The 26109-nt window shown below is 66.1% G+C and carries 24 protein-coding genes; 12 read left to right on the forward strand and 12 right to left on the reverse strand.

Features of this window, described 5'->3' with window-relative positions; genetic code table 11:
• The first annotated feature begins 80 nt into the window (after positions 1-80).
• Both K5607_RS15755 and K5607_RS15760 read left to right on the forward strand, forming a co-directional pair.
• Entirely contained in the window at positions 81-278 is a 198-nt protein-coding gene (locus K5607_RS15755; RefSeq protein ID WP_054774320.1) for a type II toxin-antitoxin system VapB family antitoxin, read from the forward strand.
• Entirely contained in the window at positions 275-643 is a 369-nt protein-coding gene (locus tag K5607_RS15760) for a type II toxin-antitoxin system VapC family toxin (protein ID WP_054774319.1), read from the forward strand. Before K5607_RS15755 ends, K5607_RS15760 begins: the two co-directional genes overlap by 4 nt.
• Before the next feature lie 6 nt (positions 644-649).
• Here the strand turns inward: K5607_RS15760 and K5607_RS15765 are convergent, their stop codons facing one another.
• The 10 genes from K5607_RS15765 to K5607_RS15810 form a co-directional block, all read right to left on the reverse strand.
• Positions 650-1600 carry a vWA domain-containing protein gene (locus K5607_RS15765; protein ID WP_246598892.1) on the reverse strand — a complete coding sequence of 317 codons (951 nt, stop codon included), beginning with the start codon at positions 1598-1600 and terminating at the stop codon, positions 650-652.
• Positions 1601-1880: 280 nt separating this feature from the next.
• A complete protein-coding gene (locus K5607_RS15770) occupies positions 1881-2444 on the reverse strand; it encodes a tetratricopeptide repeat protein (RefSeq protein WP_246598893.1) in 564 nt (187 codons plus the stop codon).
• A gap of 10 nt (positions 2445-2454) precedes the next feature.
• A complete protein-coding gene (locus K5607_RS15775) occupies positions 2455-3435 on the reverse strand; it encodes a vWA domain-containing protein (RefSeq protein ID WP_221047577.1) in 981 nt (326 codons plus the stop codon).
• Positions 3432-4295, reverse strand: a complete 864-nt coding sequence (locus tag K5607_RS15780) for a nonribosomal peptide synthetase MxaA (protein WP_221047578.1) — start codon at positions 4293-4295, stop codon at positions 3432-3434. Before K5607_RS15780 ends, K5607_RS15775 begins: the two co-directional genes overlap by 4 nt.
• A 212-nt stretch (positions 4296-4507) precedes the next feature.
• Positions 4508-5347: a DUF58 domain-containing protein gene (locus K5607_RS15785; protein WP_246598894.1), complete on the reverse strand. Its 840-nt coding sequence runs from the start codon at positions 5345-5347 to the stop codon at positions 4508-4510.
• A 2-nt stretch (positions 5348-5349) separates the two neighbouring features.
• Positions 5350-6369 carry an AAA family ATPase gene (locus K5607_RS15790; RefSeq protein WP_221047579.1) on the reverse strand — a complete coding sequence of 340 codons (1020 nt, stop codon included), beginning with the start codon at positions 6367-6369 and terminating at the stop codon, positions 5350-5352.
• 294 nt (positions 6370-6663) lie between these two features.
• Positions 6664-6954, reverse strand: a complete 291-nt coding sequence (locus K5607_RS15795; protein ID WP_054773955.1) for a methanol dehydrogenase [cytochrome c] subunit — start codon at positions 6952-6954, stop codon at positions 6664-6666.
• A 36-nt stretch (positions 6955-6990) separates the two neighbouring features.
• Complete coding sequence (moxG, locus tag K5607_RS15800) at positions 6991-7464, reverse strand: cytochrome c(L), periplasmic (RefSeq protein ID WP_221047580.1); 474 nt, start codon at positions 7462-7464, stop codon at positions 6991-6993.
• The gene (moxJ, locus tag K5607_RS15805) at positions 7461-8318 is read right to left on the reverse strand and encodes a methanol oxidation system protein MoxJ (RefSeq protein ID WP_054773954.1); all 858 of its coding nucleotides are present in this window, start codon (positions 8316-8318) and stop codon (positions 7461-7463) included. Before moxJ ends, moxG begins: the two co-directional genes overlap by 4 nt.
• A 234-nt stretch (positions 8319-8552) precedes the next feature.
• A complete protein-coding gene (locus K5607_RS15810; RefSeq protein ID WP_221047581.1) occupies positions 8553-10358 on the reverse strand; it encodes a methanol/ethanol family PQQ-dependent dehydrogenase in 1806 nt (601 codons plus the stop codon).
• A gap of 253 nt (positions 10359-10611) precedes the next feature.
• On the opposite strand from K5607_RS15810, the gene K5607_RS15815 reads away from it, so the two are divergent.
• The 9 genes from K5607_RS15815 to K5607_RS15855 all read left to right on the forward strand — a co-directional run bounded on the left by K5607_RS15815 (position 10612) and on the right by K5607_RS15855 (position 19595).
• A complete protein-coding gene (locus K5607_RS15815) occupies positions 10612-11937 on the forward strand; it encodes an ATP-binding protein (RefSeq protein WP_246598895.1) in 1326 nt (441 codons plus the stop codon).
• Positions 11934-12608 (forward strand): response regulator, encoded by a 675-nt coding sequence (locus K5607_RS15820; RefSeq protein ID WP_054773909.1) that lies wholly within the window; start codon positions 11934-11936, stop codon positions 12606-12608. The genes K5607_RS15815 and K5607_RS15820 overlap by 4 nt, the downstream gene beginning before the upstream one ends.
• A 160-nt stretch (positions 12609-12768) precedes the next feature.
• The gene (gene pqqA / locus K5607_RS15825; protein WP_082411590.1) at positions 12769-12843 is read left to right on the forward strand and encodes a pyrroloquinoline quinone precursor peptide PqqA; all 75 of its coding nucleotides are present in this window, start codon (positions 12769-12771) and stop codon (positions 12841-12843) included.
• A 180-nt stretch (positions 12844-13023) separates the two neighbouring features.
• Positions 13024-13785 (forward strand): response regulator, encoded by a 762-nt coding sequence (locus tag K5607_RS15830; protein WP_054773908.1) that lies wholly within the window; start codon positions 13024-13026, stop codon positions 13783-13785.
• 121 nt (positions 13786-13906) lie between these two features.
• Entirely contained in the window at positions 13907-14851 is a 945-nt protein-coding gene (locus K5607_RS15835; protein ID WP_221047582.1) for a quinoprotein relay system zinc metallohydrolase 2, read from the forward strand.
• 56 nt (positions 14852-14907) lie between these two features.
• Positions 14908-15708, forward strand: a complete 801-nt coding sequence (locus K5607_RS15840) for a quinoprotein dehydrogenase-associated SoxYZ-like carrier (protein WP_054773907.1) — start codon at positions 14908-14910, stop codon at positions 15706-15708.
• Positions 15709-15923: 215 nt separating this feature from the next.
• Positions 15924-16742 carry a lipopolysaccharide core heptose(I) kinase RfaP gene (rfaP, locus tag K5607_RS15845; protein WP_221047583.1) on the forward strand — a complete coding sequence of 273 codons (819 nt, stop codon included), beginning with the start codon at positions 15924-15926 and terminating at the stop codon, positions 16740-16742.
• A gap of 77 nt (positions 16743-16819) precedes the next feature.
• Positions 16820-17548 carry a TVP38/TMEM64 family protein gene (locus tag K5607_RS15850; protein ID WP_221047584.1) on the forward strand — a complete coding sequence of 243 codons (729 nt, stop codon included), beginning with the start codon at positions 16820-16822 and terminating at the stop codon, positions 17546-17548.
• A gap of 4 nt (positions 17549-17552) precedes the next feature.
• A complete protein-coding gene (locus K5607_RS15855; protein ID WP_221047585.1) occupies positions 17553-19595 on the forward strand; it encodes an ArnT family glycosyltransferase in 2043 nt (680 codons plus the stop codon).
• A 176-nt stretch (positions 19596-19771) separates the two neighbouring features.
• Here the strand turns inward: K5607_RS15855 and K5607_RS15860 are convergent, their stop codons facing one another.
• Both K5607_RS15860 and K5607_RS15865 read right to left on the reverse strand, forming a co-directional pair.
• Positions 19772-21109 carry a hypothetical protein gene (locus tag K5607_RS15860; RefSeq protein ID WP_221047586.1) on the reverse strand — a complete coding sequence of 446 codons (1338 nt, stop codon included), beginning with the start codon at positions 21107-21109 and terminating at the stop codon, positions 19772-19774.
• Positions 21110-21201: 92 nt separating this feature from the next.
• Complete coding sequence (locus K5607_RS15865; RefSeq protein WP_221047587.1) at positions 21202-22638, reverse strand: ArnT family glycosyltransferase; 1437 nt, start codon at positions 22636-22638, stop codon at positions 21202-21204.
• Positions 22639-22825: 187 nt separating this feature from the next.
• Here K5607_RS15865 and K5607_RS15870 point away from each other — a divergent pair, with 187 nt between their 5' ends.
• Positions 22826-26050: a CHASE domain-containing protein gene (locus K5607_RS15870; RefSeq protein ID WP_221047588.1), complete on the forward strand. Its 3225-nt coding sequence runs from the start codon at positions 22826-22828 to the stop codon at positions 26048-26050.
• The last annotated feature ends 59 nt before the right edge of the window (positions 26051-26109 follow it).

Genomic DNA, 26109 nt, shown 5'->3' on the forward strand with positions numbered 1-26109 from the left:
AAACTCCTGTTGCGATATAGGCATACGTTGCCGCATCATGCGATGACTATATTGATGCCGTAACCGGCGGAGGAGTTATCATGCGAACCACGGTCACCCTGGACGATGCGCTGCTGGCCCAAGCCCAAGCCCTGAGCGGCGTGCAGGAGCGCAGCGCCTTGTTGCGGGAAGCCCTGACGGCGCTGATTCAGCGGGAAAGCGCGCGCCGCTTGGCGCAATTGGGCGGGACGGAACCGGCGTTGGCGGATATTCCCCGCCGGCGCGAGAACGGCTTGTGATCCTGGTTGACACGTCGATCTGGATCGACCATTTTCGCGGTTCCGGCAGCGTGCTATCGGCGCTGCTGCATACCGATCATGTTTGCACCCACGCCTGGGTCATCGGCGAATTGGCTTGCGGCAACCTGGGCAACCGCGCGGAAATCCTCGGCTTGTTGCAAGCATTGCCGCAACTGGCCCCGGCCACGGCGGAGGAAGTGCTGTTTTTCATCGAACGGCAGCGGCTCATGGGGCGGGGAATCGGCTACGTCGACGTGCATTTGCTCGCCGCCGCTGCGCTCCATTCCAGCCGGCTTTACACGCGGGACAAACGCTTGCACGGCATCGCCGAAGAACTCGGCTTGGCTTATCCCGCCGTCCATTGACGGAAATCAGGGACGCTGTGCTTCGACGATCGGCAACACGCCGTAAAGCAGCACCAGCGCCAGCAATGCCAAGCCGGCCGGCAAGGGCCGCAGGTCGGTGGCGGCGCTTTGCCGGCCGGCCAGTTGCGGCTGCATCAGGGCCTGTTGCAACGATTCGGCGTCGGTGAGGCGCCGGTAACCCAGCCCGCCGGCCTCGGCCAGTTGTTGCAAATAGCTTTCCCGTAAAGCGGACAGGTGCTCGCTGCCGCCGGCCGGCGCGTTGCCGAAGGGCGCGTTGCGGGCGTGGTAGCCTTCGATCTGCTCCGGGGGCAGCTCCGACAGGCCGAAAGTGGAGCGCTGCGGCACGTCGTCCTCGCTGTAATAGCCGATGCGCCGGCCCTCCTCGTCGAACTTGGGTATGGGCGCCGGCTGCAAGCCGCCCGCGCCGACGATCAGGCCGCGCAGCTTGCCTTTCACGTCGTCGAAGGTTTTGCGATAGCGCGGGTTGACCGGCGGCGCTTCCTGGCCGTCGCTGACGAACACCAGGCTGGCATCCAGGCGCTGGAACTGCTCCATGGCGTCGTGCAGGCTGTCGGCGATACGGCTGTCGGCGGCCCAGGCCATGCGCCAATCCAATTGCGCCAGGGCGCCGTCGATGGCGGCGTAGCCGGAACACACTTCGATGGGCTCGAACAACAGGGCGGCGCGGCGGTCGGTGAACACGCCCAGCCCCATACGCGAACCGCACGGCAAGGCCGACAGGCTGCGGCGCAAGGCCGCCTTGACGAACTCCAGCCGGCTCACCGGCCGGCCGCCCAGTCGGTAGTCCTCCACGTTCATGCTGCGGGTGATGTCGATCACCACCAGATGGGAATAGACCTGCCGTTGCAGTTGTAAAGACAGCGGCAGGCAGGCGGCCATGGCCAGCGCCAGGGCGGCGGCCAGTAGCAGGTAAGCAGGGTCCTTTATCGTTCCCACGCTCCGCGTGGGAACGCCGCCCGGGACGCTCCGCGTCCCGTGGTGTCGCCCTAGGCTGGGCATACGCAGCGCTCCGAGACGCGAACGGGCGCCGACGATACGTTAAGCTTGCTGCTTGGTCCCCTCTCCCCTAGGGAGAGGGACAGGGTGAGGGGATTAAAAGGCCGCGGCTTTTTTATCCCCCTCACCCCAACCCTCTCCCGCTGGAGAGGGAGCCGGAAGCACCGCCGTCGCTTAGAGGCCATGATGCTTTGCGCAGAAACGATGACGGAAACGCTCATCACGGCAGTCCCCGCGGAAATCCGGGAATGCCGCTCCACAATCCCTTGGGCTCTTCTTCCTGCGATTCCTCGCCGGGGCTGTCGACGCGGTCGAATTCCGGCAGCAAACGCATGGCCACTTCCAGGTTGTACTTGGCGTCCCAAAACGCCGGGTCCAGGCGCAGGCTGCGGCGGTAGGCGTCCTTGGCCAGTTCGGCCAGGGGCACAGCCTGCTGCAACTGGCTGGCTTCCGCCTTGGACAAAGCCCGGCGCAGGTGCAGGTTGCCCAGGTTGTAGAAAACCTGGGCGCGGAACGCCTCGCCGCCGCGCTCGCCCAGATAGTTGAACAAGTCCAAGGCCTCTTCGTAACGGTCCTGGCGCGCCAGCAGCAGCGCCCGCGCCAGGGACACCGGCAACGGGGCCTGCACCGACACGTGGTTGGGCAAATCGCGGCCGGCCATGAGGCCGGCGATGTCGCGGTTGGCGGCAGCGCGGTCTTGCCATTGCCAGGCCGAAACGGCGGAGGCCAAGGCGGACAACAGGCACAAGGCCAGGGCGAGTTGTTGTTGGGTGGTGGCGTTCATAGCAAAAATCTCAGCGGCGATATTCCCAACGCTTGGCGCCCAGCAAAGCGGCCAGGGCGACGGCGGCGGCCAGGTAGCAGGCGCCGGCGAAGTCCTGGCGCGGCACTTTTTCCCGGTAGCGCACCGGCAGGTTTTCCAACTGGCCGATGTCGGCCATGGCGCGCTCCATGGCGCCGGGGTTTTCCGCCTCGTAGGCCCGGTAGGGCGTGCCCAGGCTGGCGAAGAATTGATTCAGGAAATACTCCGGCCTGACCTGGGGATTGTCGTCGGCCGGCGTCTCCGGCGGCTCGAACAGGCCCGGCGTGCCGGCGGTGCGCAGGAATACCCAGTAGAGCCGCACCTGGTTTTCCAAAAACCAGCGCCGCAGCTTGGCCTGGCCGTCGGCGTCCAGGGCGGCGGCGCCGTCGGACACCAGCACCACCACGCGGGAGCCGGTCAGGTCTTTGCCTTGGAAGTAAGAGAGCGCCATGGCCAGCCCCTTGCCCACGTGGGTCTGCGCCAGGGCCGGCAGCTTCAGGGCGCGCACGGCGGCCAGCACGGCGTCGCGGTTGTCGGTGAGGGGCAGGACGAACAAGGGCGAAGTGCTGAAGGCGGCCACGCCGATGAGGTCGTTCTTGCGCTGGGACACGAACTGGCTGAGCAGGCGCTCGGCGGCGGCGGATTTGGATTCGTCTTTTCCACTGGGGGTTCGCCCGGCGAAGCTGTCGTCCATGCTGCGGCTGCGGTCCAGCAATAGCACCACGTGGGCGCCACGGCCCAGGCGCTCGACGCTGTACTCGCGCCGGTGCAGTCCGGCCATGCCCAGCAGCAGCGCCGCCATGGCGAGCACGCCGGCCAGCCGCACCGCCCAGTCGATCCAGCGCGAAGCGGCGTCCGCCGGCAGCAGCACGTTCCAGGAGTAATCCGTTACGGCAAAGGGCGAGCGCCACAACGGCAGCAGCGCCAGGGGCAGGCCCCACAGCACAGCAGCGTGATCCACCGCCAGGTTCATGGCCTTGCCCGCTCGATTTGCAGGCAGTGCCGGCACAGGGCCGCCAGCCGTTCCAGGGGGTAATCAGCGGATGGCGCGCCGCTGCCGAAGAACAAGCGGTAGGAGGCGGCGAAAAAGGCTTCCATGTCCGCCTGCACCGGCCGGTAACGCTCATTGGCGTCGAAAAACTCCGCCAGCTTTTCGGCGAACAGGGGCTGCCCCAGGGTCTGGTTAAAAGCCCGATGCGCGGCGGTGTAGCCGGCACGCAGCGCCGCATCGTCCTGGGGCAACCGCGCCAAACGCCGCAAGCTGCGCAGGGCGGCGGCATAGTGGCGGCCCTTATGCCAATAAGGCAGCAAGCCGCGCAGCCAGGCCAGCGACAACAGCGCCGCCAGGGCGACGACGGCGGACGCCAAGGTGGCGCTGCGCCAGCCGGCCACCGGCAAGGGGCTGGGAGGCGCATCCGGCCGCAGCGGCGGTTGGCCTGCACCGGACGACACAGCCAAGTCCTTGATGGGCGTGGCGGTGAAGGACCAGGACGGCACATCGGCCGTTGCACCGCCGGCAAAGCTCAGGCGCAGGCCGGGGATGGTGAGGGTTTTCACCGTCAGCGGCGCGTGGAAAGTCTGGTATTCCAGCGCGATCCGGTAGCCGCCGCCGGCTTGCGGCCGGGTTTCGACGCGGCGCAGCTCCAGCCAGCGGTTGATGGCGCCGGGACGGGGCAAAGCCGCCTCGTCCAGCTTCAGGCCGATCGGCGCATCGACCGCGACGGTCAGGGCGAGGGTGTCGCCGATGAGGTAGCCGTAGGGGCGCGGCGTTTCCAGGTGGACAGTGAGCGGCGGCGCGGCGGCGGCCGGCAAAGACAGGGCCAGCAGGAGCAATGCGGATAATCGTTCCCACGCTCTGCGTGGGAACGCAGCCTGGGACGCTCTGCGTCCCGTGGCCGGGGCGGGTAAAGCGATGGCTGATTTCGCGGAAGTGTTGGTAGCGCCGACATATTTAGAACAGGCGCCAGCGCGTGGCAAATACGGGACGCGAAGCGTCCCGGGCTGCGTTCCCACCGAGACGGTGGGAACGATAGGAGTGACGTATCTCATGGTCCGGCGTGGAAATAGCGGGTGACAGCGTCGGCGTCGAAGCCGCCGCCCAGCCACAGGGGTTCACGGCCGCGCCGGCGCAGCAGGGCGATGAGATGGCGGCGGCGCTGGCCGAAGGCCTCCGCCAGACGTTGGCGCAGGGCCGGGCGCAGCCACAGCAGGCGCTCGCCGCCGCCTTCCAGGTCGCGCAAGCGCGACAGGCCGGACGCCTGCGGCAGGGACTCGTCCCGCTCCCACAGCGCCACCGGCACCACGTCGTGGCGGGCGAGGCCGGCCAGGATGCGCCGGGCCTGGTCTTCCGGCCAATGGAAGTCCGACAGCAGGAACACCAGGGCGCGGCGGCCCGGCAGCCAGTGCTCCAACCGCGCCAGGCCTTGGGCGTCGGCATCCTGCGGGCGGTAGCGGCGCAGGGATTGCGCCAGTCGCTGGGCGGCGGCCGGGTGGCGGCTGGGCGGCAGGAAGAACAGCGGCCGGGGGCCGCTCCCCGCGGCGGCCACGCCCAGGCGGTCGCCGCTGCGGTGGGCGGACAGGGCCAGGGCGGCGACGAAGTCGGCCACCGTGTCCATTTTGCCGGCCGCGCCGCGGTAGGCCATGGAGGCCGACAAATCGACCACGGCGAACACGTCGATGGCGGCGCGCTGGCGGTGCAAGCGCACCCGGTAGTTTTCGAAAGGGTCGACCAAGCTGGCGCGCAAGTCCAGCCGGCGCGGGTCGGGATAATCGGAAAAATTCGCCAGGCGCTGGAACAGCTGGCCGCCGCCGGCGTGGCGGCTGGGGTGGACGCCGGGGTGGGGGCTGCCGGAGCGCCAGGGGATGCGGTAGTGGAATTCGCTCATGCTCAGGGCGCTGCGACGCTATGGAGGATGCGCTCCACCAGTTGCGGCACCAGTTCGCCGCGGCGGTATTCGTACACCGGCTTGAGGAAAATGCGGTGGGCGATGGCCGGGGCGAACACCGCTTGCACGTCTTCCGGGATGACGCTGTCGCGGCCTTGCAGCCAGGCGTGCACGCGGGCGGCGCGGATCAGATAGGCCATGCCGCGCGGGCTGGCGCCGGCGTCGATGAGGCCTGCGGGCTCCACCTCGTCCAAGACGACGCCGAAGTCCTGCGGCCGGTGGGTGGCGCGCCACAGGTTGAGCACGTAGGCGCGCAGGGTGTCGCTGGCGTGGATGCCGCGCTGGATCAGGTCGGCGATGCGGTTCAGCTCCTGGCAGGGCAGCAGGGCTGGCGGCACCGAGAGGATCAAACTGTCGGGATCGTAAAAGCGCGGCTCGAAGGCCAGTTGCTCCAGCACCGCCGGGTCTTGCGGCGCTTCCACGCCGATTTCCAACATGAAGCGGTCGCGGGCCGCCGCCGGCAGTTCGAAAGTTTCTTCCTTTTCCACCCGGTTGCGGTCGGCGAACACTTGCAGATGGGGAAAGGCGAATTCGCGGTTGAAGGCGCTGGCGCTGCGCTCCGCCATAACGCGCAGCAGCAGGGAATGCACCTGCGGCCGGGCGCGGTTGATTTCGTTGAAGAAGAAGGTGGACAGCTCGCCGCCGTGCTTGAGCAGCGGCCCGGGCGACACCGCTGGTTTGCCCTTGGCGTCCAGGCTGGTGTAGTAGATAAGGTCGTTGGGCATCAGGTCGATGGTGCCCTCGATGCGCTCGTACTGCCCGCCGATGCCCCGCGCCACGGCGCGCAGCAAGGTGGTCTTGCCCACGCCGACGCCGCCTTCCAGCAACACATGGCCGCGGGCGAACACGGCCACCGCCAGCAAACGGATGGCCCGCTGCTGGCCCAACACCACCTGGCCGATGGCGGTTTCGAATTGCAAGGCTAGCTTTTGGTGGTCGGCGAGTTGGCGGTCGGGGTTCATGGGAATTCGACAAAAACAAAAATGTAGGGTGGGTTAGACGCGCATAAAGTCGGCGCTCGGTGTTCCCGCTGGCCTCGATGCGCGTCGTAACCCACCAAGCGGCGGTGACGTAGCAGCCAACGCTGCTTGGTGGGTTTGATTACCCCATCCCTGGGGTAAGCGCTACGCGCCGAGCGTTGCCCGTCCAAATCCGCTCCCGGCGGATTTGTCGGTGCGCGGAAATGCCGGTTGCGAACCATAAGGCGTCGCTTCGTGCGCACCTAACCCACCCTACGACATGGCACGATTAGGCGGTTACTTAATGTCTTCCACCTTGTAGACGAACTTGCCGGTCTGGCTCAGGTGTTCCCAGCGCTTCTTGTTGCGCGCCTCCATGGCCTTGATGGACTCCTGCTGCTTGTTGAGTTCGGCCGGGTCGTGCTTGGGGTCGTATTGGCTGCCGGCGATCTTGTCCGGGTAGCCGGGCTTGGGCTCCCAGCAGTCGCCGGGGGCTTTGCACTTGGTGCCGTCGTAGGCGAAGGAAGCGCCGGCCATGGCCCAGGCCATGACACCGGCGGCCAACATGAGGATCGTCTTGTTTTTCATCGCGTGTCTCCTTAGGGATTGTTGGGGCCTACGCCCTTACTTCAGCCACTCGGCCTTGGCGGCGTCGCCTTTGTAGACTTGGCGTATCCAGCTCATGACCAGCAGCATTTCGTCGGTGTTGAGGCTGCCGTATTGCGGCCCCATCATGCCCTGGGCGCCGCCGAACAGGGTTTCGAACAGGCCCACGTCGGTGGCGTTGCGGGGATAGGTCCAGTAGTCGTCGGCCAAGCCCGGCCCCAGCTTGCCTTCCGCCTCGTGGCCGTGGCAGCCGGAGCAGGCGGACAGGTACAGGCTATGGCCTTTCTCGACGGCGGCCTTGTCGCCGTTGTAGGGGTTTTTGCCGGTGCGCATGAATTGCTTGAAAGCTTCCGTGTCGCCGCCGGCCTTGGCGTAAGACATGTCCAGGGTTTCGCCGGTGATGGCGTGGCGCAGGGTGATGTCGGCCACGGCCGCCGTCGCCACAGCCGCGATGGTCAGGGCGACGGCGCCCGCGTGCAGGGTTTTGCTCATGATTTATTAGCCTTTTTCTTGTTTACGGATGCGGTTTTGGCGGCATCGCCCGCCAGCAGGGGGATGCCTTCGGCTTGCAGCAGGGCGCGGATGTCCTTGCCGCGCTGGGCGATGACCTGATCCAACTGCGCCAGCAGCGCCGTATCGTCTTTGCGCACGCCCATGGCGGTGTCGTAGTGGTTAGGGACTTTTTCGCCGTCGCTGCGGGTGTTGTCGTCGGGAATCACGCTCATCGCCAGCGGCACCTGGCTGGCTTTCACATAGCGCGCTGCCGCCGGTCCCCACAGCACCGCCACTTCGGCCTTGCCGCTGGCGACTTCCTCCACCAGCTTGGCCGGATCAAAGCGCACGTATTGGTTGCGCCGTGCCTTGTAGCCCACCAGGGAGTGCAGGTAGTTGAATTGGTCGTTGTAGCGGCCGATCTTGCGCAGCATGGTTTCCGCCGGGGTGTCCGGCATGAAGGCGATGTGCTGGGCTTTAGCGAGGACTTCGCTATCCCAGCTGTCGATCTTCACGCCCTTCTCCTTGCGGTAGACGAACACGTAGCCGGAGCGGTAATACGGCTGGGTGGTGACCAGGCGCGGATCGCCTGCGTCCACGCCCAGGGCCACGTCGCACAGGCCTTTGTCCAGGAAATCGCGGACGTAGTAGCGCGGATCGCTCCACCAGACGTTTTCCACCGGCCGGCCCAGCGCCTGGCCGATCAGTTCCGCCAGCTTGTTTTCGAAGCCCTGGCCGTCCTTGTTGGAATAAGGCAGCTCGTTTTCCGCCGCGCAGATTTTGATGGGTTCGGCGGCCGACGCGGCCTGGCTCAACGCCAGCGCCGCGGCCGCCGCCAAATGGGTCAATCGCATGTCAGAGTGTCCTCGTCGTTTAAATGGACGTAGGGTGGGTTAGACGCGCACGAAACAAGCATTCGTTTTGTACGCCGGCCTAGCCGCGCGTCGTAACCCACCAAGCGGCGGTGACGTATCGGCCGGCGCCAATCGGTGGGCTACGGTGCGCGGAAACGCCTTCTGAAATTGAAGGTTCGCTTTAAGCGCACCTAACCCACCCTACGTTTTTACATTTACGTTTTGGTTGAGGTCTTACAGGGAGAACACGAACAACGCGCCGCCCATCTGGGTGTAGTTGGCCAGTTCCTTGAAGGCCCCCACGGCGCCCAGGCCTGCGGTCGGGTCTTTCAGGTCGAACACCAGGCCGACGCCGGGCCAGCCGCCCACACCGCTGTAGATGGCGACGTACTGCTTACCCTTGTGCTCGTAGGTGATGGGGTGGCCGATGACGCCGGAAGGCAGCTGGAACGACCATTTCAGCGCGCCGGTGCGCGAGTCGCGGGCCTTGATGTAGCCGTCCAGGGTGCCGTAGAACACCAGGTTGCCGGCGGTGGCCAGGGTGCCGCCCCACACGGCGAACTTCTCCGGCGCTTCCCATTCGATCTCGCCGCTCACCGAGTTCATGGCCTTCACCTGGCCCAATACGCCCTTGGGACCGGGATACATGTTCAAGGTGGCGCCGACGAAGAACTGGCCGGCGCGGTAGGGCAGCATGAACGGTTCCCAGTCCATGCAGATGTGGTTCACGCCCATGAAGAACAGCTTCTTGTCCGGGTCGTAGGATTCCAGCCCCTGGTTGTGGTAGCCCATGGCGGAGGGGCAGATGCCCTTGGCCTGGTGGTCCATGTGGGTGCTGAATTCCGGGTCGCGCACCGGCACGCCGGTTTTCAGGTCCACCTTCTTCACCCAGTTGACGGTGTCGTCGATCTTGAAGGCGTTGACCAGGGAGCCGGTTTCCCGGTTGAGGGTGTAGACGATGCCGTTGCGGTCCGGGTGGGTCAGCAGCGGCGTCAGCTTGCCGTCCACCATCTGCTCGGACAGGCCCATGTAGTTGACGCCGGCGTAATCCCACTCGTCGTGGGGCGTTTTCTGGTAGCCGAATTTGGCCTTGCCGGTGTTAAGGTCGCGGCCCCAGATGGTCATGGTCCATTTGTTGTCGCCGGGACGCATGGTTTCGTTCCACGGCGCCGGGTTGCCGGAGCCGTAGTAGACCATGTCCAGCTTGGGATCGTAGGCGTACCAGCCCCAGTTAGTGCCGCCGCCGATCTTCCAGGCGTCGCCTTCCCAGGTTTTCTGGCCCAGGCCGAACTGGCCGTAGTGGGGGTTGTGCTGGTTGAATTTGGGATCGAGCAGCAGATCTTCGTCCGGGCCGGTGGCGTAGGCGCGCCACTCCTGCTTGCCGTCCTTGATGTTGTAGGCGGTGACGTAGCCGCGCACGCCCAGCTCGGCGCCGGCGGTGCCCACCAGCACCTTGTCCTTGGCGACGAAGGGCGCGCCGGTCAGGGTCGAGCCCATGGCGATGTCGGAGTTTTCCATTTTCCAGATTTCCTCGCCGGTTTTGGCGTTGAGGGCGACGACGTGGCCGTCCAGCTGGTTGAGGAAAATCTTCGCCGGGCCGTGCTCGCCGGCCGGCACGTAGGCCACGCCGCGGTTGACCACGTCGCAGCAAGCCACGGCGCGGGCGGCCGGGTTCTGCTTGGGCTTGTACTGCCAGAGGATCTTGCGGGTGTCGTTCAGGTCGATGGCGTAGACGTTGTTGGGGAACGGCGTATGCACGTACATGATGCCGTCCGCCACCAGCGGGCCGCCCTCGTGGCCGTGCAGGGTGCCGGTGGAGAAGGTCCAGGCCACTTTCAGATGGCTGACGTTGCTGGCGTTGATTTCGTCCAGCTTGCTGAAGTGGGTGGCGCCGTAGTCCTTGGTCTGCATGACCCAGTTGCGGTTGTCCTGGGACATGTGGTCCAAGTCTTGGTTGGCCGCAGCCGGATTCGCCGCCAATAACGTGCCGGCGGCCAGCAGGGAGCCGCCGACGCCGTGCGCCAGTTTGCGTAGTTGCATGGATGATCCTCCTAAGTCGTCGTAGTCCGCACGGTTTGGTTGGCGGGCGGTTGCGCCGTTTTGAGCGGGGATATTCTGGCGGCGGGGCCGGCTGCGCCGTGACGGAATTCGGCTGAAGCGGACCCGGCGAAAAGTCTCGAAACCGTTGGGAAAAATGCCCGGCCGGCCAGGGAAACGCACAACGGGAATATCTCCCTAGGCATTCGCCGCGGCGGTGGGACAGAATTCCGCCATTTCACTGGAGGGTGGCGGTTTGAGTCTGCGATTTCGCTTGAATCTGATGATCCTGCTGGCCGTGCTGGCGATCGTCGGCGCGGGGGGCGTGACGGCGGTGCGGCAGGCGCGGCACGCGGTTAAAGAAGAGGTGGGCTCGTCGCTCACGCTGGCGTTGCGCTTGGTGGAGTTGGGATTGATGCAGGCGGACGGCGGCCGGGGACTTTCCCTGGACTGGCTGGGCCAGCTGGCGCAATTGGACGGCACGCGGCATTTGCGCATCCGAGTGGAAGGGCCGGCGACGGAACACCCGCAACCGCCCTCCCCCGCGGCGGCCGACCGCGCGGAACAGGCGCCCGCCTGGTTCGCCCGCGCCGTGGCGCCGCCGCCGCGGCTGGTGGAGAAGCGGCTGCGCAACGTCGCCGGCCAGCCCATCCGCATCGCCGTGCAGGCCGACCCGAGCGCCGAAATCGCCGAAGCCTGGCAAGAAACACGCGGCTTCCTGGCATTGCTGACCCTGTTAGCGGTAACGGTGTACGCCCTGGTGCACGTCATCCTGGGCCGGGCCTTCGCTTGCGTTGCCGTCATACGGCAAGGCCTGGAGGGCATCGAGCAAGGCGACTTCGCCAATCGCCTGCCGGACTTTTCCGCGCCGGAATTTTCCCGCATCGCCCAGGCATTCAACTACATGGCCCACGCCCTGGAAAAAGCCCGCGAGGAAAACCGCGCCCTGGCGCGCCATTCCCTGGCGATCCAGGAAGAGGAACGGCGCCACATCGCCCAGGAATTGCACGACGAACTGGGCCAATCCCTCGCCGCCATCAAGGCCATGGCCGCATCGCTGCACCCGCCGGTGACGCACGGCATCCTCGGCCAGGCGGCGGACGCCATCACCGCCACCTGCGACCACTTGTTCGACGTGGTGCGCGGAATGATGCGGCGCCTGCGTCCGTCGCTGCTGGACGAGCTGGGGCTGACCGCCGCCCTGGAGGATCTGTTGGACGGCTGGCGGCAGCGCTGCCCCGGCATCGAATGGGAATTCCACGGCGACGACGGCGTGGACGACTGCGCCGGCAACGCCAAAATCCAGGTGTTCCGCATCGTCCAGGAAGCCGTCACCAACGCGGTCAAACACGCCGACGCGGCGCGCATCGCCGTGCGCCTGGGCCGGCGGGGAGACGCCATCGAACTGGAAGTGCGCGACGACGGGCGCGGCTTCGAACCGGAACGGCCTTGCGCCGGCTTCGGCCTGCCCGGCATGCGGGAAAGGGTGTGCAACCTGGGCGGACGCTTTACCGTGGACAGCCGGCCCGGCGCGGGCGCGGTGCTGGCGGCATCGATCCCCTGCGCGAGGAGCTTGCAGTGAAGCCGACCATACGGGTGCTGTTGGTGGACGATCACGTGGCGGTGCGCGCCGGCTACCGCCTGCTGCTGGCGCAATCGCCGGACATCGAGGTGGTCGGCGAAGCGGATTGCGGCGAGGAGGCTTGCAGCCAGTATTGGGACCGCAAGCCGGACGTGATCGTCATGGACCTCACCTTGCCGGGCATCGGCGGCTTGGCGTCCATCCGCCGCATTTGCTGCCAGGATCCGCGCGCGCGGCTGCTGGTGTTCAGCATGCACGACGAGATGGTCTACATCGCGCGGGCGCTGGAAGCCGGCGCCAAGGGCTACGTCACCAAGAGCTGCGCGCCGGACACCTTGCTGCAAGCCATCTACAAGATCGCCTCCGGCGGCACCTACGTGGAGCCGCACATCGCCCAGCGCATGGTGGCGCAGGCCATCACCCGCTCCGGCAACAGCCCGCTGGACAGCCTGTCGCCGCGGGAATTCGACGTGTTCTGCCTGCTGGCGCGGGGGCTTACCGCCCACGAGGTGGCCGAGCGCATGCGCCTGAGCTACAAAACCGTGTCCAATTACAGCACTTCGATCAAATCCAAGCTGGACATCCACACCGGCGCCGAAATGGCCCGCATCGCCTACCAGCACGGCTTGGTCGACGACGCCGCGACCTTCGGGCCTCCCGCCTCGCCTTAAGCGCCGGGCCGGCGGGGCGAACGGGCGCCTTCAGGAAAAAACCCCGGCGAAAAACGGGAGCATTGCACCGGCGAAAGTTTGCTCCGCCGCAGCGCGCCGCCTAAAATGAGTCCCGCTGCCGGCGAACGGCGGGCAGCCCAATCGCCCCGGAGACATCGAGATGAAATGGGAAAAACCGAGCTATAACGATCAGCGTTTCGGCTTCGAAGTAACGATGTATATCTACAATCGCTAATTTCGAAAGCCGGTTTGAAAGCGGGCCATGTTTTGCGAAACATGGCCCGCTTTTCGTTTCCGCACACGGCGAGCCGCGCTGGCGATGAGACGGCCCATTCTGCTATGTTGGCGCCTGGACGATGCGGCCGACGCCGTCTCCCCGCCACACGGACTTCCCAAGTAGGCTTCGTTTCTCGCCATGGCAGACCAAGAACATACCCACACGCTCCTATTGGTGGACGACGAGCCGCTGATCCTGGAAGCCCTCAAGCGGGCCTTCCGCAAGCGCTACGAAGTGCTCACGGCGGACAGCGGCGACGACGCCATCGCTCTGCTCCGCAGCCGCCCGGTGGATCTCATCATCTGCGACCAGCGCATGCCCCGCGTGACCGGCGTGGAAGTGCTGAAGCAAGCGCTGGAACTCCAGCCCGACGCCGTGCGCATCCTGCTGACCGGCTACTCCGACTCGGAATCGCTGATCCGCTGCATCAACGAAGCGCAGATCTACAAGTACATCGCCAAGCCCTGGCAGCCGGAAATGGTCTGGCTCACCGTCATCCGCGCCCTGGAAAGCCTGGACCTGAAGCGCCAGTTGCAACAGTCCATGGAACTGCTGCAACAGCAAAAAGACGCCTTGGACAAATCCGCCTCGGTCGCCATCGCCGACATCAAAGGCGTGATCCGCTACGTCAACGACCGCTTTTGCGCCGCCTGCGGCTACGGCACCGCCGAGCTGATCGGCAAAAACGTGGCCGACCTCCGCTCCGCCCAGCATCCGCCGGCGTTTTACGCCCTGCTGCAGCAAACCGTCACCGGCGGCCGCATCTGGCACGGCGACATCTGCCACCAGCGCAAAAACGGCGAGTTCTATTGGATCGACACCAGCATCGTGCCGCTCACCGACCAAAAAGGCCGGCCGTACCGCTACGTCGCTATCGGTAAGGAGCTGCCGCCGCAATAGGGAATGCTCGGATTAAGCAGCGTTTCCTATAGCGGCGGCGCATTGTTCCGCCGCCGATTTCTTCCTACCATAGCCAGGCCGCCGGCCGGCGGGCGTGTCCAACCACATCCGGAAAAGCACCATGGCATCGATACCCAAGCCCAGCCTTGCCCCGCAACTCGCTTTCTTGCTGCTGGGGCTGGCCTTGCACCAGGCCGCGCTGGCGATCGAGCCTTTGGCGGTCACGGAAGTGGCCCCCGGTGTGTACGTCCACCAAGGCGCGCAAGCCTTCCCCGACGCCCACAACCGCGACGAAATCGCCAACATCGGTTTCATCGTCGGCGACCGGGCGGTGGCGGTGATCGACAGCGGCGGCCATCCGGGCCAGGGCGAAGCACTGAAAGCCGCAGTGCATAAGGCCACCGACAAGCCCATCCGCTACGTCGTCAACACCCACGTCCACCCGGACCACATCCTCGGCAATGCCGCGTTCAAAGCGCCGGGAGTGGTTTTCGTCGGCCACCACAAGCTGGCTCACGCCATGGCCTTGCGCGCGCCCCATTACCTAGCCACCGCCAACCGCGACCTGGGGCTGGCGCTGAACAACGACGCGGTGGTGCCGCCCACCCTGGAAGTGAAGGACAAGCTGGAACTGGACCTGGGCAACCGCACCTTGACGCTGACCGCCTGGCGCACCGCCCACACCGACAACGACCTGACGGTTTACGACAGCAAAACGCAAACCTTGTGGCTGGCGGACCTGTTGTTCGTGGAGCACGTGCCCACCCTGGACGGCAGCGTCAAAGGCTGGCTGGCGGCGCTGGACGACTTGGCCAAGCAGCCGGTCAAGCTGGCCATCCCCGGCCACGGCCCGGTGCAGCGCGACTGGCCCCAAGCGCTGGAGCCGGAAAAACAGTATTTGCTAATGCTGCGCGACGAAATCCGTGGTTTAATCAAGCAGGGCGGCACTCTGGAGCAGGCGATCGGCCGTGTCGGCCAGAGCATCCGCTCCCGCTGGCCGCTGTTCGACCAGTACCACAAGCGCAACGTCAGCGCCGCCTTCGCCGAACTGGAATGGGAAGACTGAGTCCAATCCCACCGACCGGCCTGATTCGCAACCCCCGCACAACGGAGCCCAATACCATGCAACGCCGAACCTTTCTGGCACTGTTACTGAGCTTGTTCGCCGCCACCGCCTTCGCCGGCAACGACCCCAGCGACGAAACCCTTTGGAACAACACCCTCAAGTCCAAGTATTTCGCCGGCAAGAGCATCGAAGAATCCAACGCCGTGGTGGAGTTGACCGCCCCCTACCGCGCCGAGGACCCGTCCCTGGTGCCGGTGCAAATCACCGCCAAGTTCCCGCAAAGCGGCGACCGCTACATCAAGACGATCACCCTCATCATCGACGCCAACCCGGCGCCGGTGGCCGGCACCTTCCACTTCACGCCGGACAGCGGCAAAGCGGACCTGGCCATGCGCCTGCGCATCAACGCCTACAGCCACGTGCGCGCCATCGCCGAAACCAACGACGGCAAACTGACCATGCACAAGGTGTTCGTCAAAGCCAGCGGCGGCTGCTCCGCCCCCATCGGCGCCGACGCGGAAGCCGCCATGGCGCGCCTGGGCAAGATGAAATTCCGCCTGGACGGCCAGCCGGCACCGGGCCAGCCGACCCTGGCGCAGTTGCTCATCAGCCATCCCAACATCACCGGCATGCAGATGGACCAGATCAGCCGCATGGTGCAGCCGGCCCACTACATCGACCGCATCAAGATCAGCTTCAACGGCAAGCCGGTGCTGAGCGCGGAAACCGACATCTCCATCAGCGCCGATCCCAACTTCCGCTTCTACTTCGTGCCGCGCGAATCGGGCGAGTTGAAGGCGGAAGTGCACGACATGAAAGGCGGCCAGTGGACGAGCAGCGAGCAGGTCAAGCTGTAAAGACCCCCAATGTCGCTACCATAGCGCCGACGATTCGGTCCCCTCTCCCCCAGGGAAAGCCGCCGCGGAAGCGGAATAGCTAAGGCTTCCTGAGAGGGCTAGGGTGAGGGGATCAACAAGCCTTGGCCTTTGCAATCTACCCTCTCCCTGCAAGGGAGAGGGGGCCGGAAATTTAAAGGCATTGCCTCCTACCCCCGCCAACGACAAGCCACACCGTGCCGAATTTGCATATCGAACCTTATCTGGCGGCAGCCCTCGGGCGGCCGGTGTCTTTCGACCAATGGCTGGACTGGCAAGGCCAGAGCTTCCGCGACGTGGCGGGACGCCGTACCCTGCGCTTCGAGGCCGGCGGCAAGGGCTATTTCATCAAGATCCACACCGGCGTGGGCTGGAAGGAAATCTTCAAGAACCTGTTTTCCGGCCGCCTGCCGGTGCTGGGGGCGGACAACGAGCGCCGCGCCATCCGGCGCCTGGAACAACTGGGCGTGGACACCATGAAAACCGCCGGCTTCGGCAGCCGCGGCTGGAATCCCGCCGCGCGCCAGTCCTTCCTCATCACCGACGAACTGGCCGACACCGTCAGCCTGGAAGACCTTTGCCGGGATTGGCCGAGCCGGCCGCCCGAGGTGAAATTCAAACGCGCCCTCATCCGCCGCGTGGCGGAAATGGCCAAAGCCATGCACGAGCACGGCGTCAACCACCGGGATTTCTACATCTGCCATTTTCTCTGGCATGCACACGGCACGGAAGATAAGCCCAAGCTGTCCGTCATCGACCTGCACCGGGCGCAGATGCGCCGCCGCGTGCCGCGCCGCTGGCTGGTGAAGGACCTGGGCGCGCTGTGGTTCTCCGCCATGGACATCGGCCTGACGCGGCGCGACCTGCTGCGTTTCCTGCGCATATACCGGGACGGGCCGTTGCGGGAGGTGTTGAAAAACGAGGCCGGTTTTTGGCGCGACGTGCGGCATCGGGCCGAGAAGCTGTACGCATCCTGGAACGCCAGGAATTTACCGGCAAGCGCCGGCGGCGGATAATAGCCCGCTAAGCCGCGACTGCTTCAATCGCCGCAGTCCTCCCGCACCGTTCTTTTTCACGGAAACACGACGCAACCATGACCGATTCCGCCATGCCAACGGACGACTCATCCGACAACGGCAAACACCCCTACCGCCGCATCCTGATGAAAAGCCTCACCCTGGCGCTGCTGCTGGGCTGCGGCCTGCTGGTGTACCTGACGCCGCTGAAATCCTGGCTGGAACAGGGCCAGATGATCGTGGCGCAGCTGGCGGCGCTGGGTTATTGGGCACCGTTGGCCTATGTGCTGGCGGGCGCGGTCTTGGCGGCGGCGGGCGTGCCGCGCATGCTGATCTGCTCCCTCGGCGGGCTGGCGTTCGGCTTCGTCTGGGGGCTGGCCTGGAGCCACCTAGCGACGCTGCTGGGTTCCTACGCCACCTTCCTGTTCGTGCGCTGGAGCGGCCGCGACTGGTCGCTGGACCATTTCCCGCGCTTGCGCGGCTTCACCGGCCAGATGCACCAACGCGGGGTGCTGGCGGTGCTGCTGATCCGCCAGCTGCCCATGGCCGCTTTCTACAACAACCTGCTGTTGGGCCTGACGCCGGTCAACCACCGGGATTTCTGGATCGGCAGCTTTTTAGGCTACCTGCCCATGGGCGTCACCGCCTCCCTGCTGGGCGCCGGGATGATCCAGGCCGACGCCGCCCAAGCGGCCCGCTACATGGCTTTCGCCGCCCTCAGCTTCGGCGCCTTGGGCATCACCCTCAAGTGGCTGCTGTTCTCCAGCCGCTCGCCCTTGGCCCGCTCCCGCGCCACCGCTGGCTGACACGGTGACGTTACCCGGCCGTTTACCCAAACTCGTTCTGGCGCTGGCCTTTTTGGCCGTCGCGGCGGTGGGCGTCACCCTGGCCGGACTGGGCGACATCGACTTCGTCCGCCAATCGGAATGCCGCACCGCCGTGGTGGCGCGGGAAATGCTCGATTCCGGCGATTTCCTGGTGCCCACCGTCAACGGCCGGCCCCGCTTCGAAAAACCGCCCCTGTACTACTGGGCCATCGCGGCAACGGCCGCCATCAGCGGCGCGGTGACCGAAACCGTGGCGCGCCTGCCCAGCGTCTTGTCGGCCTTGGCGGCGGCCCTGGCCCTGGGCGGCTTCGCTTGGCGCCGCGCCGCCCGGCTGGGCCAGCCGCCCGCCGCCGGCTGGCTGGCGGCCCTCATGCTGATCTGCCTGCCCGGCTTCTGGCAGCGCGCCACCCTGGCCGATGCGGAAAGTATGCTGGCCTTGGCCTGCCTGGCGGTGACGATCTGCCTGTACGGCAACCTGCGCCGGCCGCGCCGCGGCCTGTTGCTGTGGGCCTACGCCTTGAGCGCCGTGGCCTTCATGGTGAAAGGGCCGATTTTCCTGTTCTTCACCTGGCCCGCGTACTTATGGCTGGCGCGGTGCGAGCTGAAGCACCAGGCGCGTTGGCACGGCTTGGGGCTGCTGCTGTTCCTGCTCGGCGCCGCCGCCTGGTATGCCGCCGTGCTGTGGCTGGACCCGCACTCGTTGCAGGTATTCCGCAGCGAGCTGGCCATGCGCTTCGACGCCCGCGAGGCCACCCATCCCCAACCGGTTTGGTTCTATTTCGGCCAAATCTTCGAAAGCACCCTGCCCTTGGGGCTATTCCTGCCCGCGGCGCTTTACGCCGCTTGGCAACGGCGCGGCGACAAGGCGGAAGCCATGCTGCTGGGCAACGCCGCCGCCGCTTTCGCCGCGCTGACCGTCCTCAAGACCAAGCAGGCCCATTACCTGCTGCCGCTGCTGCCCTGGGTGGCGCTGTGGCTGGGCGATCTGGCCTGGGACAGCGTCAACCGGGCATGGCGCTGGCTGGCTTGGAGCTGGCTGGGACTGGGCGGCTTGCTGGCGGCAGCCGCCGCCGTCCTGGCCTACGGCTACGGCGCGTCTTGGCTGACTCCCGTTTTTGCCGTCTTGGCCCTGGCCGCCGCGCTTGCCGCGCGCCGGGTCGGAGAACAGCCGTTGCGGGCGGCGCTGCTGTGGACCGCCGCCTTGGCGGTGGGCGGCTACGGCGCCAACGAAGCGGCATTCAAACCGCTGCGCAGCTTCAAATTCGAGCAAGGCGGCTATTTCGACGCCCTGCGCCAAACGGCGGCCAGCAACGGCTTGGCGCTGGGATTCGACGACGCCTGTTTCTATTACTACTACGGCCTGCCGGCGCAAAAAACCTCCGCCCGAACGGAAGGCGCGGCTTATGTGCTGGGCGCCGACGCCTCCCCCCTGGGCCGGTTGCGCAACCATAACCGCGGCCGGGAGGAATGGCTGTGGCGCAGCGGCCAGGGGGAAACGGCCAGCCAGCAGCCCCTGTTGTCCGCCGACGGCGGCGGCGACTTCACCCCGGCGCGAGGCCTGTCGCCCCAGGCGCAACGGCAAACCGCCTGCCTGTCGTCGGAGGTGTGGAGCGGAGCCGACGCGGCGGTGCTGAAAGTGGCGGTGAACGGCGCTTGCAGCGCCAAGCGCCTGCTGCCGGATTTGCTGGCGGCCAACGACGCGCTGCAAAAACAGCTAGTGCCGTGGAAACTGCTTTGGCTGGAAGCCCACGACCTGCCGCAAAACCCGCTGAGCGGCTGGCTGCTGCGGCAGGCGCTGGCGCGCTGGGCGGAAACCGGCGACGGCTTGGTGGTGCTGGATCGCGACAGACTGCTGGGCCCGACGGGCAAGCACGGGGGGCCGCTGTTGCTGACGCCGGACGATTTCAGCCGCGCCCGGTTGTCGACCCTCGACGACACCCTTGCGCTCGCCCGCCCGGACGGCGCAACGCGCCGCTGGCGCCGGCAAGCCAAAGGCGCCCGACTGGATCTGCAGCCCATCCCCTAAGCGCCGGCGGAAAACGCGCCGCCGCATTTCCCGCATAGCCGTCCGCGCCCGCCCGCCGCCGTTTAACCGGCGCGCCGGCCTCCTCTCTCGCGGGAACGGAGGCCGAATTTTTCCAGGTTGGACTTTGAAGACCTTCCAGGGCTCAAAACCTGGAAGGCGCTGCAAGACGGAGCCGGCTATTTCTTACCGCCGAACCTGAACAGCCCTTTCAGCTGCTCCTTACCCTTTTTCAAATCTTCGGCCATCAAAGAGGACAAGTCTTTTTTGGCCGCTTCGTCCTTGGCCTCGGCGGGCGCGGGAGCGGCCTGCGGTGCCGGAGCGGGCGCAGCCGGGCTTTCGGCGGGGGCTTTTTTGCCGAACATGTCAAACAACCCCTTGGCCTCGGGCTTGGCCGGCTCGGGCGCGGCCGGAACTTCAGCGGCAGGCGCCGGCGCCGCCTGAGGCACCGCGGGTTTTTCCTGGCTGGCTTGGGCCTCTTCCGGCGCGGCGGGCTTTTTGCCGAATAAGCCGAACACGCCTTTTTTGGCGTCGGATTTAGCCGGCGCGGGCTCGGCTTCGGCTTTCACGACGGGTTCGGGCATGGCCTGGGGGACGGGTGCCGCCGGGGGAGCGGCGGGTTTTTCCTGGCTGACGGCGGGGGCTTCGGGCGCGGCGGCCTTTTTGCCGAACAAACCGAACATGCCTTTTTTCGCCGCGGCCTTGGCGGGCTCCGCTTCGGGCGCCGCTTGGCTGGGCACGGGCGCGGCTGCGGGCGTCTCGACGATTTCAGGCGCGGCGGGTTCCGCCGCGACAGCGGCCGGCGGGGCGGAAACGTCGGCCTCGACGCCGCCGCCGACGTTGGCGTTCAACTGCGAAACCTGGCTCTCCACGCCGGCCAATTGCGCGCGCAGGCTTTCCACCTGGGCGTTGCTTTGTTTAAGTTGCGCTTCCAGTTCCGGGGCGACCGTGGCCGATGCTCTTTGCGAAGGCAGGGAGCGGAGTTGTTCCTGCAGCGCGGCCTGCCCCTGCTTGATCAGTGCGATCTGCTGGCCCAGATCGGCAATGCGCACCTCGTTGGCCTGCAGGGAGGCGTTGATCTGGAGCTGGCATTGCGTTAGCTGGTTGTCGAGCCGGGAGCTCTGTTCGTCGAGGGACGCCGTGGCGTTGCCCAGGCTTTGCTCCAGCTGGCTGTAGAGGTTTTGCTGGGCGCTGAGCTTTTCGCTCAATTCGTCGATGCGGCGCGCTTGGCTGTGCTTATCCTGTTCCAGTTGCGCGACGCGCTCCTGGTGCTGGCTCAACGCGTTTTGCAGCTCCTCCAGCTTTTGCTGGCCGCCGTCCACGGCTGCCGTGAGTTTTGCGAAATTCTTCCTTTCCGCCTCAAGGACTTTGCGCAATCGCCGCAAGCCGCCCGAGTGGCCGAGCAGCATCAACAACATCAGCACGAGCACGGTTCCGCCGCCGAATAAGGCCGCCTTCAGCGGTTCCGCCAATGCCATCGCGCCGACTTCGTTCAAAACCGCCAGAAACTGTTCCATAAAAGCTCCACTGTTAATCGTCATTGTTTTTTTAAATCTACGCCGTTAAGGCCGCATCCGCGCCGCCGAGTTCCATCGGGGAATAATAATCCTCACCTTGCCAAGGCCGCCTGGTCTTTGGCGGCGACGCCGAACACGGCGGCGCTCTTGCCGCGCTTCAAATAAGGCTGGAACTGCCGCAACAGCCGCGCCCCCGGCAGCCGGGCGGCGGCCGCGATGTTTTCCCGTTCCGCCAGCAGCAACAGCGGAGCGCCTTCGGCCAGCTTGGCCGCCGCCTCGGTCGGCGCGAGGAAAGGGATCGGCCCGCCGCGATAATAAACGACGCGCATGTCCAGCTCGCCATAGCCGTAGACCGGAACCCCCGGGTGGCCGCGCAGGAATTCGGCGATTTCCGGCAAGGCGGCATAACGATAGTCGTACAGCCGCGCTTCGCCCGCGGCGAAATAGGCGCACCAGCCCAAGGGCAACAGGACGCCGCCGATCTTGAGCCAGCGCCGCGCGCCGCCTTCCGTCAGCCCGCCCAACTGCTGCCCCAGCAGCAACGCCAGGGCAGGATACGCCGGCAGCAGGTATTTGGCGTGTTTGTCGCCGAACAGGGAAAACATCAGCAACGGCAGCACGAAAGCGCACAACAACAGGGCCGTGGCCGGCTGTCGCAACCAGTGGCGCAGCCTGTTGGCCGGACCGATGAACAGCAGGCAGGCGAAGGGGGCGAAATCGCCCAGCAGCCAGAACAGGTAATAGTAGAAAGGTTCGCTGACGCCTTCGCCGCCCTGCATTTTGCCCAGCATATCGCCGCGAATCACCCCCAGCCAGGCGTCCAATCCCAAATCGGCCACCACCGCGCCGTACCAGGACGCTCCCACCGCCAACAGCAGCGCCCAACCTTCGACGCAGCGCAACGCTTGCCAGGCGCGCGCGTCGCGGCGGAACAGCGCATAGCCCAGCAGCGGCAAGGTGACGAACAACAGCGCCACCGGACCTTTCGTCAGCAAGGCCAAGCCCAGCAAACCGTAACTCAGCCACAGCCAGCGCCGGCTCCGGTTTTGCGCCACATACCCCAGGGCCGCCAGCAGCGACAGGCTGCACAGGGCGGTGAGCAGCATCTCGATTTCCGCGCGGCGGGCGAACGTGGCGAAACCGGCGTTGGCCAGCAATATCTGCACCGCGAACAGGGCCGGCCAACGGCCGAACAGATCGAGCGCCACGCGGTACACTCCCCATAACACAGCCAGGGCGGCCAGGGCGGAAGGCAAGCGCACGGCCCATTCGCCGGCGCCGCCCGACAGCGCCGCGACGGCGGCGCCCAGCCAGTAAAACAGCGGCGGCTTGGTGATGTACAGCTGGCCGTTGAGGCGCGGCAACAGCCAATCGCCGGAAGCCAGCATTTCCTGGATCGGCACGGCGCGGCGCGCTTCGTTGAGGGACAGCAGGGGGATGTCGCCCAAGCCCCACAACGCGATGCCCAAGCCGGCCAACAGGGTGGCGATGCCGGCATAGCGGTACAACGGGTCGGGCGTGCTGGTCACGGGCTGGGTTTCCGTCCGTAGGGGAAGGCGACCATTATAACGGCCCCGGCTCCGCCGGGGACGGGAAGCGGACACGGCGTCGCGCGCAAAGTTAATTCGCCCCTAAGGCGTATCGGTAATACACTTTCGCGCAGCGTTTTAGGCCGCCGGGTCGGTCGTTACGGTTTTTCGCAGACGATTTATTTGCATGCACCGCCGCTTGATTTCCATCGCCGCCATCGCGGCCGCCTATTGGCTGTTCGCCCGCTTCGGCCTGTTGCTGGCGGTGCCGCCCGGTTATGCCTCCGCCGTCTGGCCGCCTTCGGGCATCGCCCTGGGGGCGATGCTCGTTTGGGGCAACCGTCTGCTGCCGGGAATCTGGCTGGGTTCGTTCCTGGCCAATGCCGTCACCGCTTTCGACCCCTCCGCGCCGCTGGTTTCGCTGCTGGCGCCGGCGGGCATCGGCTTGGGCGCCGCGTGCCAAGCCGGATTGGCCGCATACGCCATCCGCCGCTGGGTGGGTTATCCCAGCGCCCTGCTGGAAGACCGGGAGGTGCTGTGGCTCCTGGCCTTGGCCGGCCCGCTGGGCAGCTGCGTCAACGCCACCTTCAGCGTCAACCTGCTGTCCCTGGCGGGGCAACTGTCCTGGGAGGACTTCGCCACCCACTGGGCGACTTGGTGGGTGGGCGACAGCATCGGCGGCCTGATTTTCACCCCCCTGATGCTGATCTTTTTCGGCGCGCCCCACGCCTCTTGGCGGATGCGGCGCAAAACGGTGGCCCTGCCCCTGCTGGCGAGCTTCGCGACGGCCACGGCGCTGTTCGCCTACGCCCGCCAGTCGGAAGAGCAACATCAACTGCGGGAATTCACCCAAGCGACGGAGTTGATGTTCAACAACGCGGAAGCGGGCATCGTTCGCTACAACTCGGCGGTCTGGTCCTTGCGCAGCCTGTTCGACGCGTCGAACAAAGTGGAACGCGAGGAGTTCCGGCGTTTCACCGACCCGATACTGAGCCGCGAACCCGGGCTGCAAGCCTTGTCCTGGAACGTCCGCCTGCCGGCATCGGAACGCCGGGCGTTCGAAGAGGCGCAGCGCGCCGAGGGCGTGGCCGACTTCACCGTGCGCGAGCAAGACGCCGAGGGACGATTATCGCCGGCGCGCGCGCGGGACGAATACACGGTGGTGACCTATATCGAGATACTGGCGACCAACCGCTCGGCCCTGGGTTACGACGTCGCGTCGGAACCCACCCGCCGGGCCGCTTTGGAGCAGGCCCGCGACAGCGGGGAAATGGTGGCGACGGCGCCCATCGAGCTGGTGCAGGACAGCGGCGTGCTGGCGCGCTCCTCGCCCGACGAGGAAAAGAAACCGCGCCAGCAGCCCGGCGTTTTGCTGTTCTTGCCGGTCTACAACCCCAAGGCGGAAGTGACCGATACGGAGCAGCGGCGAGCCCATCTGGAAGGGTTCGTCGTCGGCGTATTGCGCCTGGGCGATATGCTCGACTCCATCCTGCCGCCCACGTCGCCGCAACGCCTGCTGTTGCCCCTGCGCTTGACGGATGCCGACCAGAACGTCGCCGGATCGCTGCAAGTGGATGGGGCGTTCGACGGCAAGGCCAAGTTATACCGCCACAGGATCTTGTCCATAGGCGGCCGGCATTGGCGGCTTGAAATGTCCGGCAAAGCGGCCGACTTCGGCCAAAACTGGGCCGCCTGGTATGTGCTGGCGGGAGGGCTGCTGTTCACCGGCCTGCTGGGCGGCGTGTTGCTGCTGCTGACCAGCAGGACTTTGCGCGTGGAATCCCTGGTGCGGATGCGCACCGACGAGCTGGCCGGCAACAACGATCGCCTCCGCCAGGAAATCGTCGAGCGCGCCAAAACCGAAGCGGCGCTGCGGGAGAGCGAAGCGCGCTTCCGCTCCATGGCGGACGCGGCGCCCGTGATGATCTGGGTGGCCGACGCCGACGCCCAGTGCAGTTACGCCAACAAAAGCCTGCTCGAATTCACCGGATTGACCCTGGCCCAAGCGGTGGGCCAAGGCTGGGCCGAAAGCATCCATCCGGACGATCTGGCCCGCTGCCTGGCGACGTACGAGGCGGCCTTCGGCGCGCGCGAACAGTTCAGCCAGTCTTTCCGCCTGCGCCGCCGCGACGGCGAATACCGCTGGGTGCTGGACAGCGGCGTGCCGCGTTTCGACGCCAACGGCGATTTTGCCGGCTATATCGGCTCCGGCATCGATATCGGCGACCTGAAACAGGCGCAGGAGGACATGCTGGCCGCGAAGGAAGCGGCGGAACAAGCCAGCCGAGTGAAAAGCCAGTTCCTGGCCAACATGAGCCACGAAATCCGCACGCCCATGAACGCCATCCTGGGTTTCAGCTCGCTGGGGCAGGAACTGGCCGAACCGTCCGAAGGACACGAATATTTCGGCTACATCCACACCGCCGCCGAAAACCTGCTCGTCGTCATCAACGACATCCTGGATTTTTCCAAAGTGGAAGCCGGCGAGCTGCGTATCGATTCGGCGCTCTTCAACCTGCGGGAACTGGTGGACCGCGCCACGGCGCTGGTGATGCCCAAGGCCGCCGAGAAAGGGCTGGCGTTGACCGTGGAAATCGCGGACACGCGGGGCAACCAGTTTTTCGGCGATGCCCAACGCATCAACCAGGTGCTGGTCAACCTGCTCGGCAACGCGGTCAAATTCACCGAGCAAGGCTGCGTCGACTTGCGCGTGGAGCGCATCGACGACGCGCACAACCGGGCGTTGCTGCGCTTCACCGTGCGGGATACCGGCATCGGCATCCCGCCGGACGAGCTGGGGCGGTTGTTTCAGCCCTTTTCCCAGGTGGATGCCTCTCCCACCCGCAGGTACGGCGGGACCGGGCTGGGGCTGGCGATCAGCCAACAGCTGGTCGGCCTGATGGGCGGCGAAATCGATGTCCACAGCCGCCCCGGCGGCGGCAGTCGCTTCACCTTCACCGTGCGGGTAGACACGGACACCAGTCCCGAGCGTCATCCGCCCGCGGCCGTCCCCATGCCCAAAGAAAAGGAGGACGCGCTGCGCGGCCGCCGCGTATTGCTGGTGGAAGACAACGAGATCAATCTGCTGCTGGCCGTCAAAATGCTGGCCCGGATCGGCGTGGAAACGGACATCGCCCGCGACGGCGAAGAAGCGCTGCGAGCGTTGGCGGCGCGCCCCTACGACCTGGTGCTGATGGACGTGCAAATGCCGGTGATGGACGGCCTGGAGGCCAGCCGCCGCATTCGCGCCGACGGCCGCTGGCCGGGCTTGCCGGTCATCGCCATGACCGCCCACGCCTTGCTGGAGGAAGTGAGCGAATGCCTGGAGGCCGGCATGGACGATCATCTCGCCAAGCCGATACGCGGCGAGGACTTGGCCCGCCTGTTGAACCATTGGCTGAAGCCGCTTTAGGAAGCGCCGATCAAGCCGGCGCTTGCCGCGACACCGGGAGGCGCCGGCCCGATCAACGG

Origin of the sequence: Methylogaea oryzae (assembly GCF_019669985.1) — a bacterium.
Classification (GTDB): Bacteria; Pseudomonadota; Gammaproteobacteria; order Methylococcales; family Methylococcaceae; genus Methylogaea; species Methylogaea oryzae.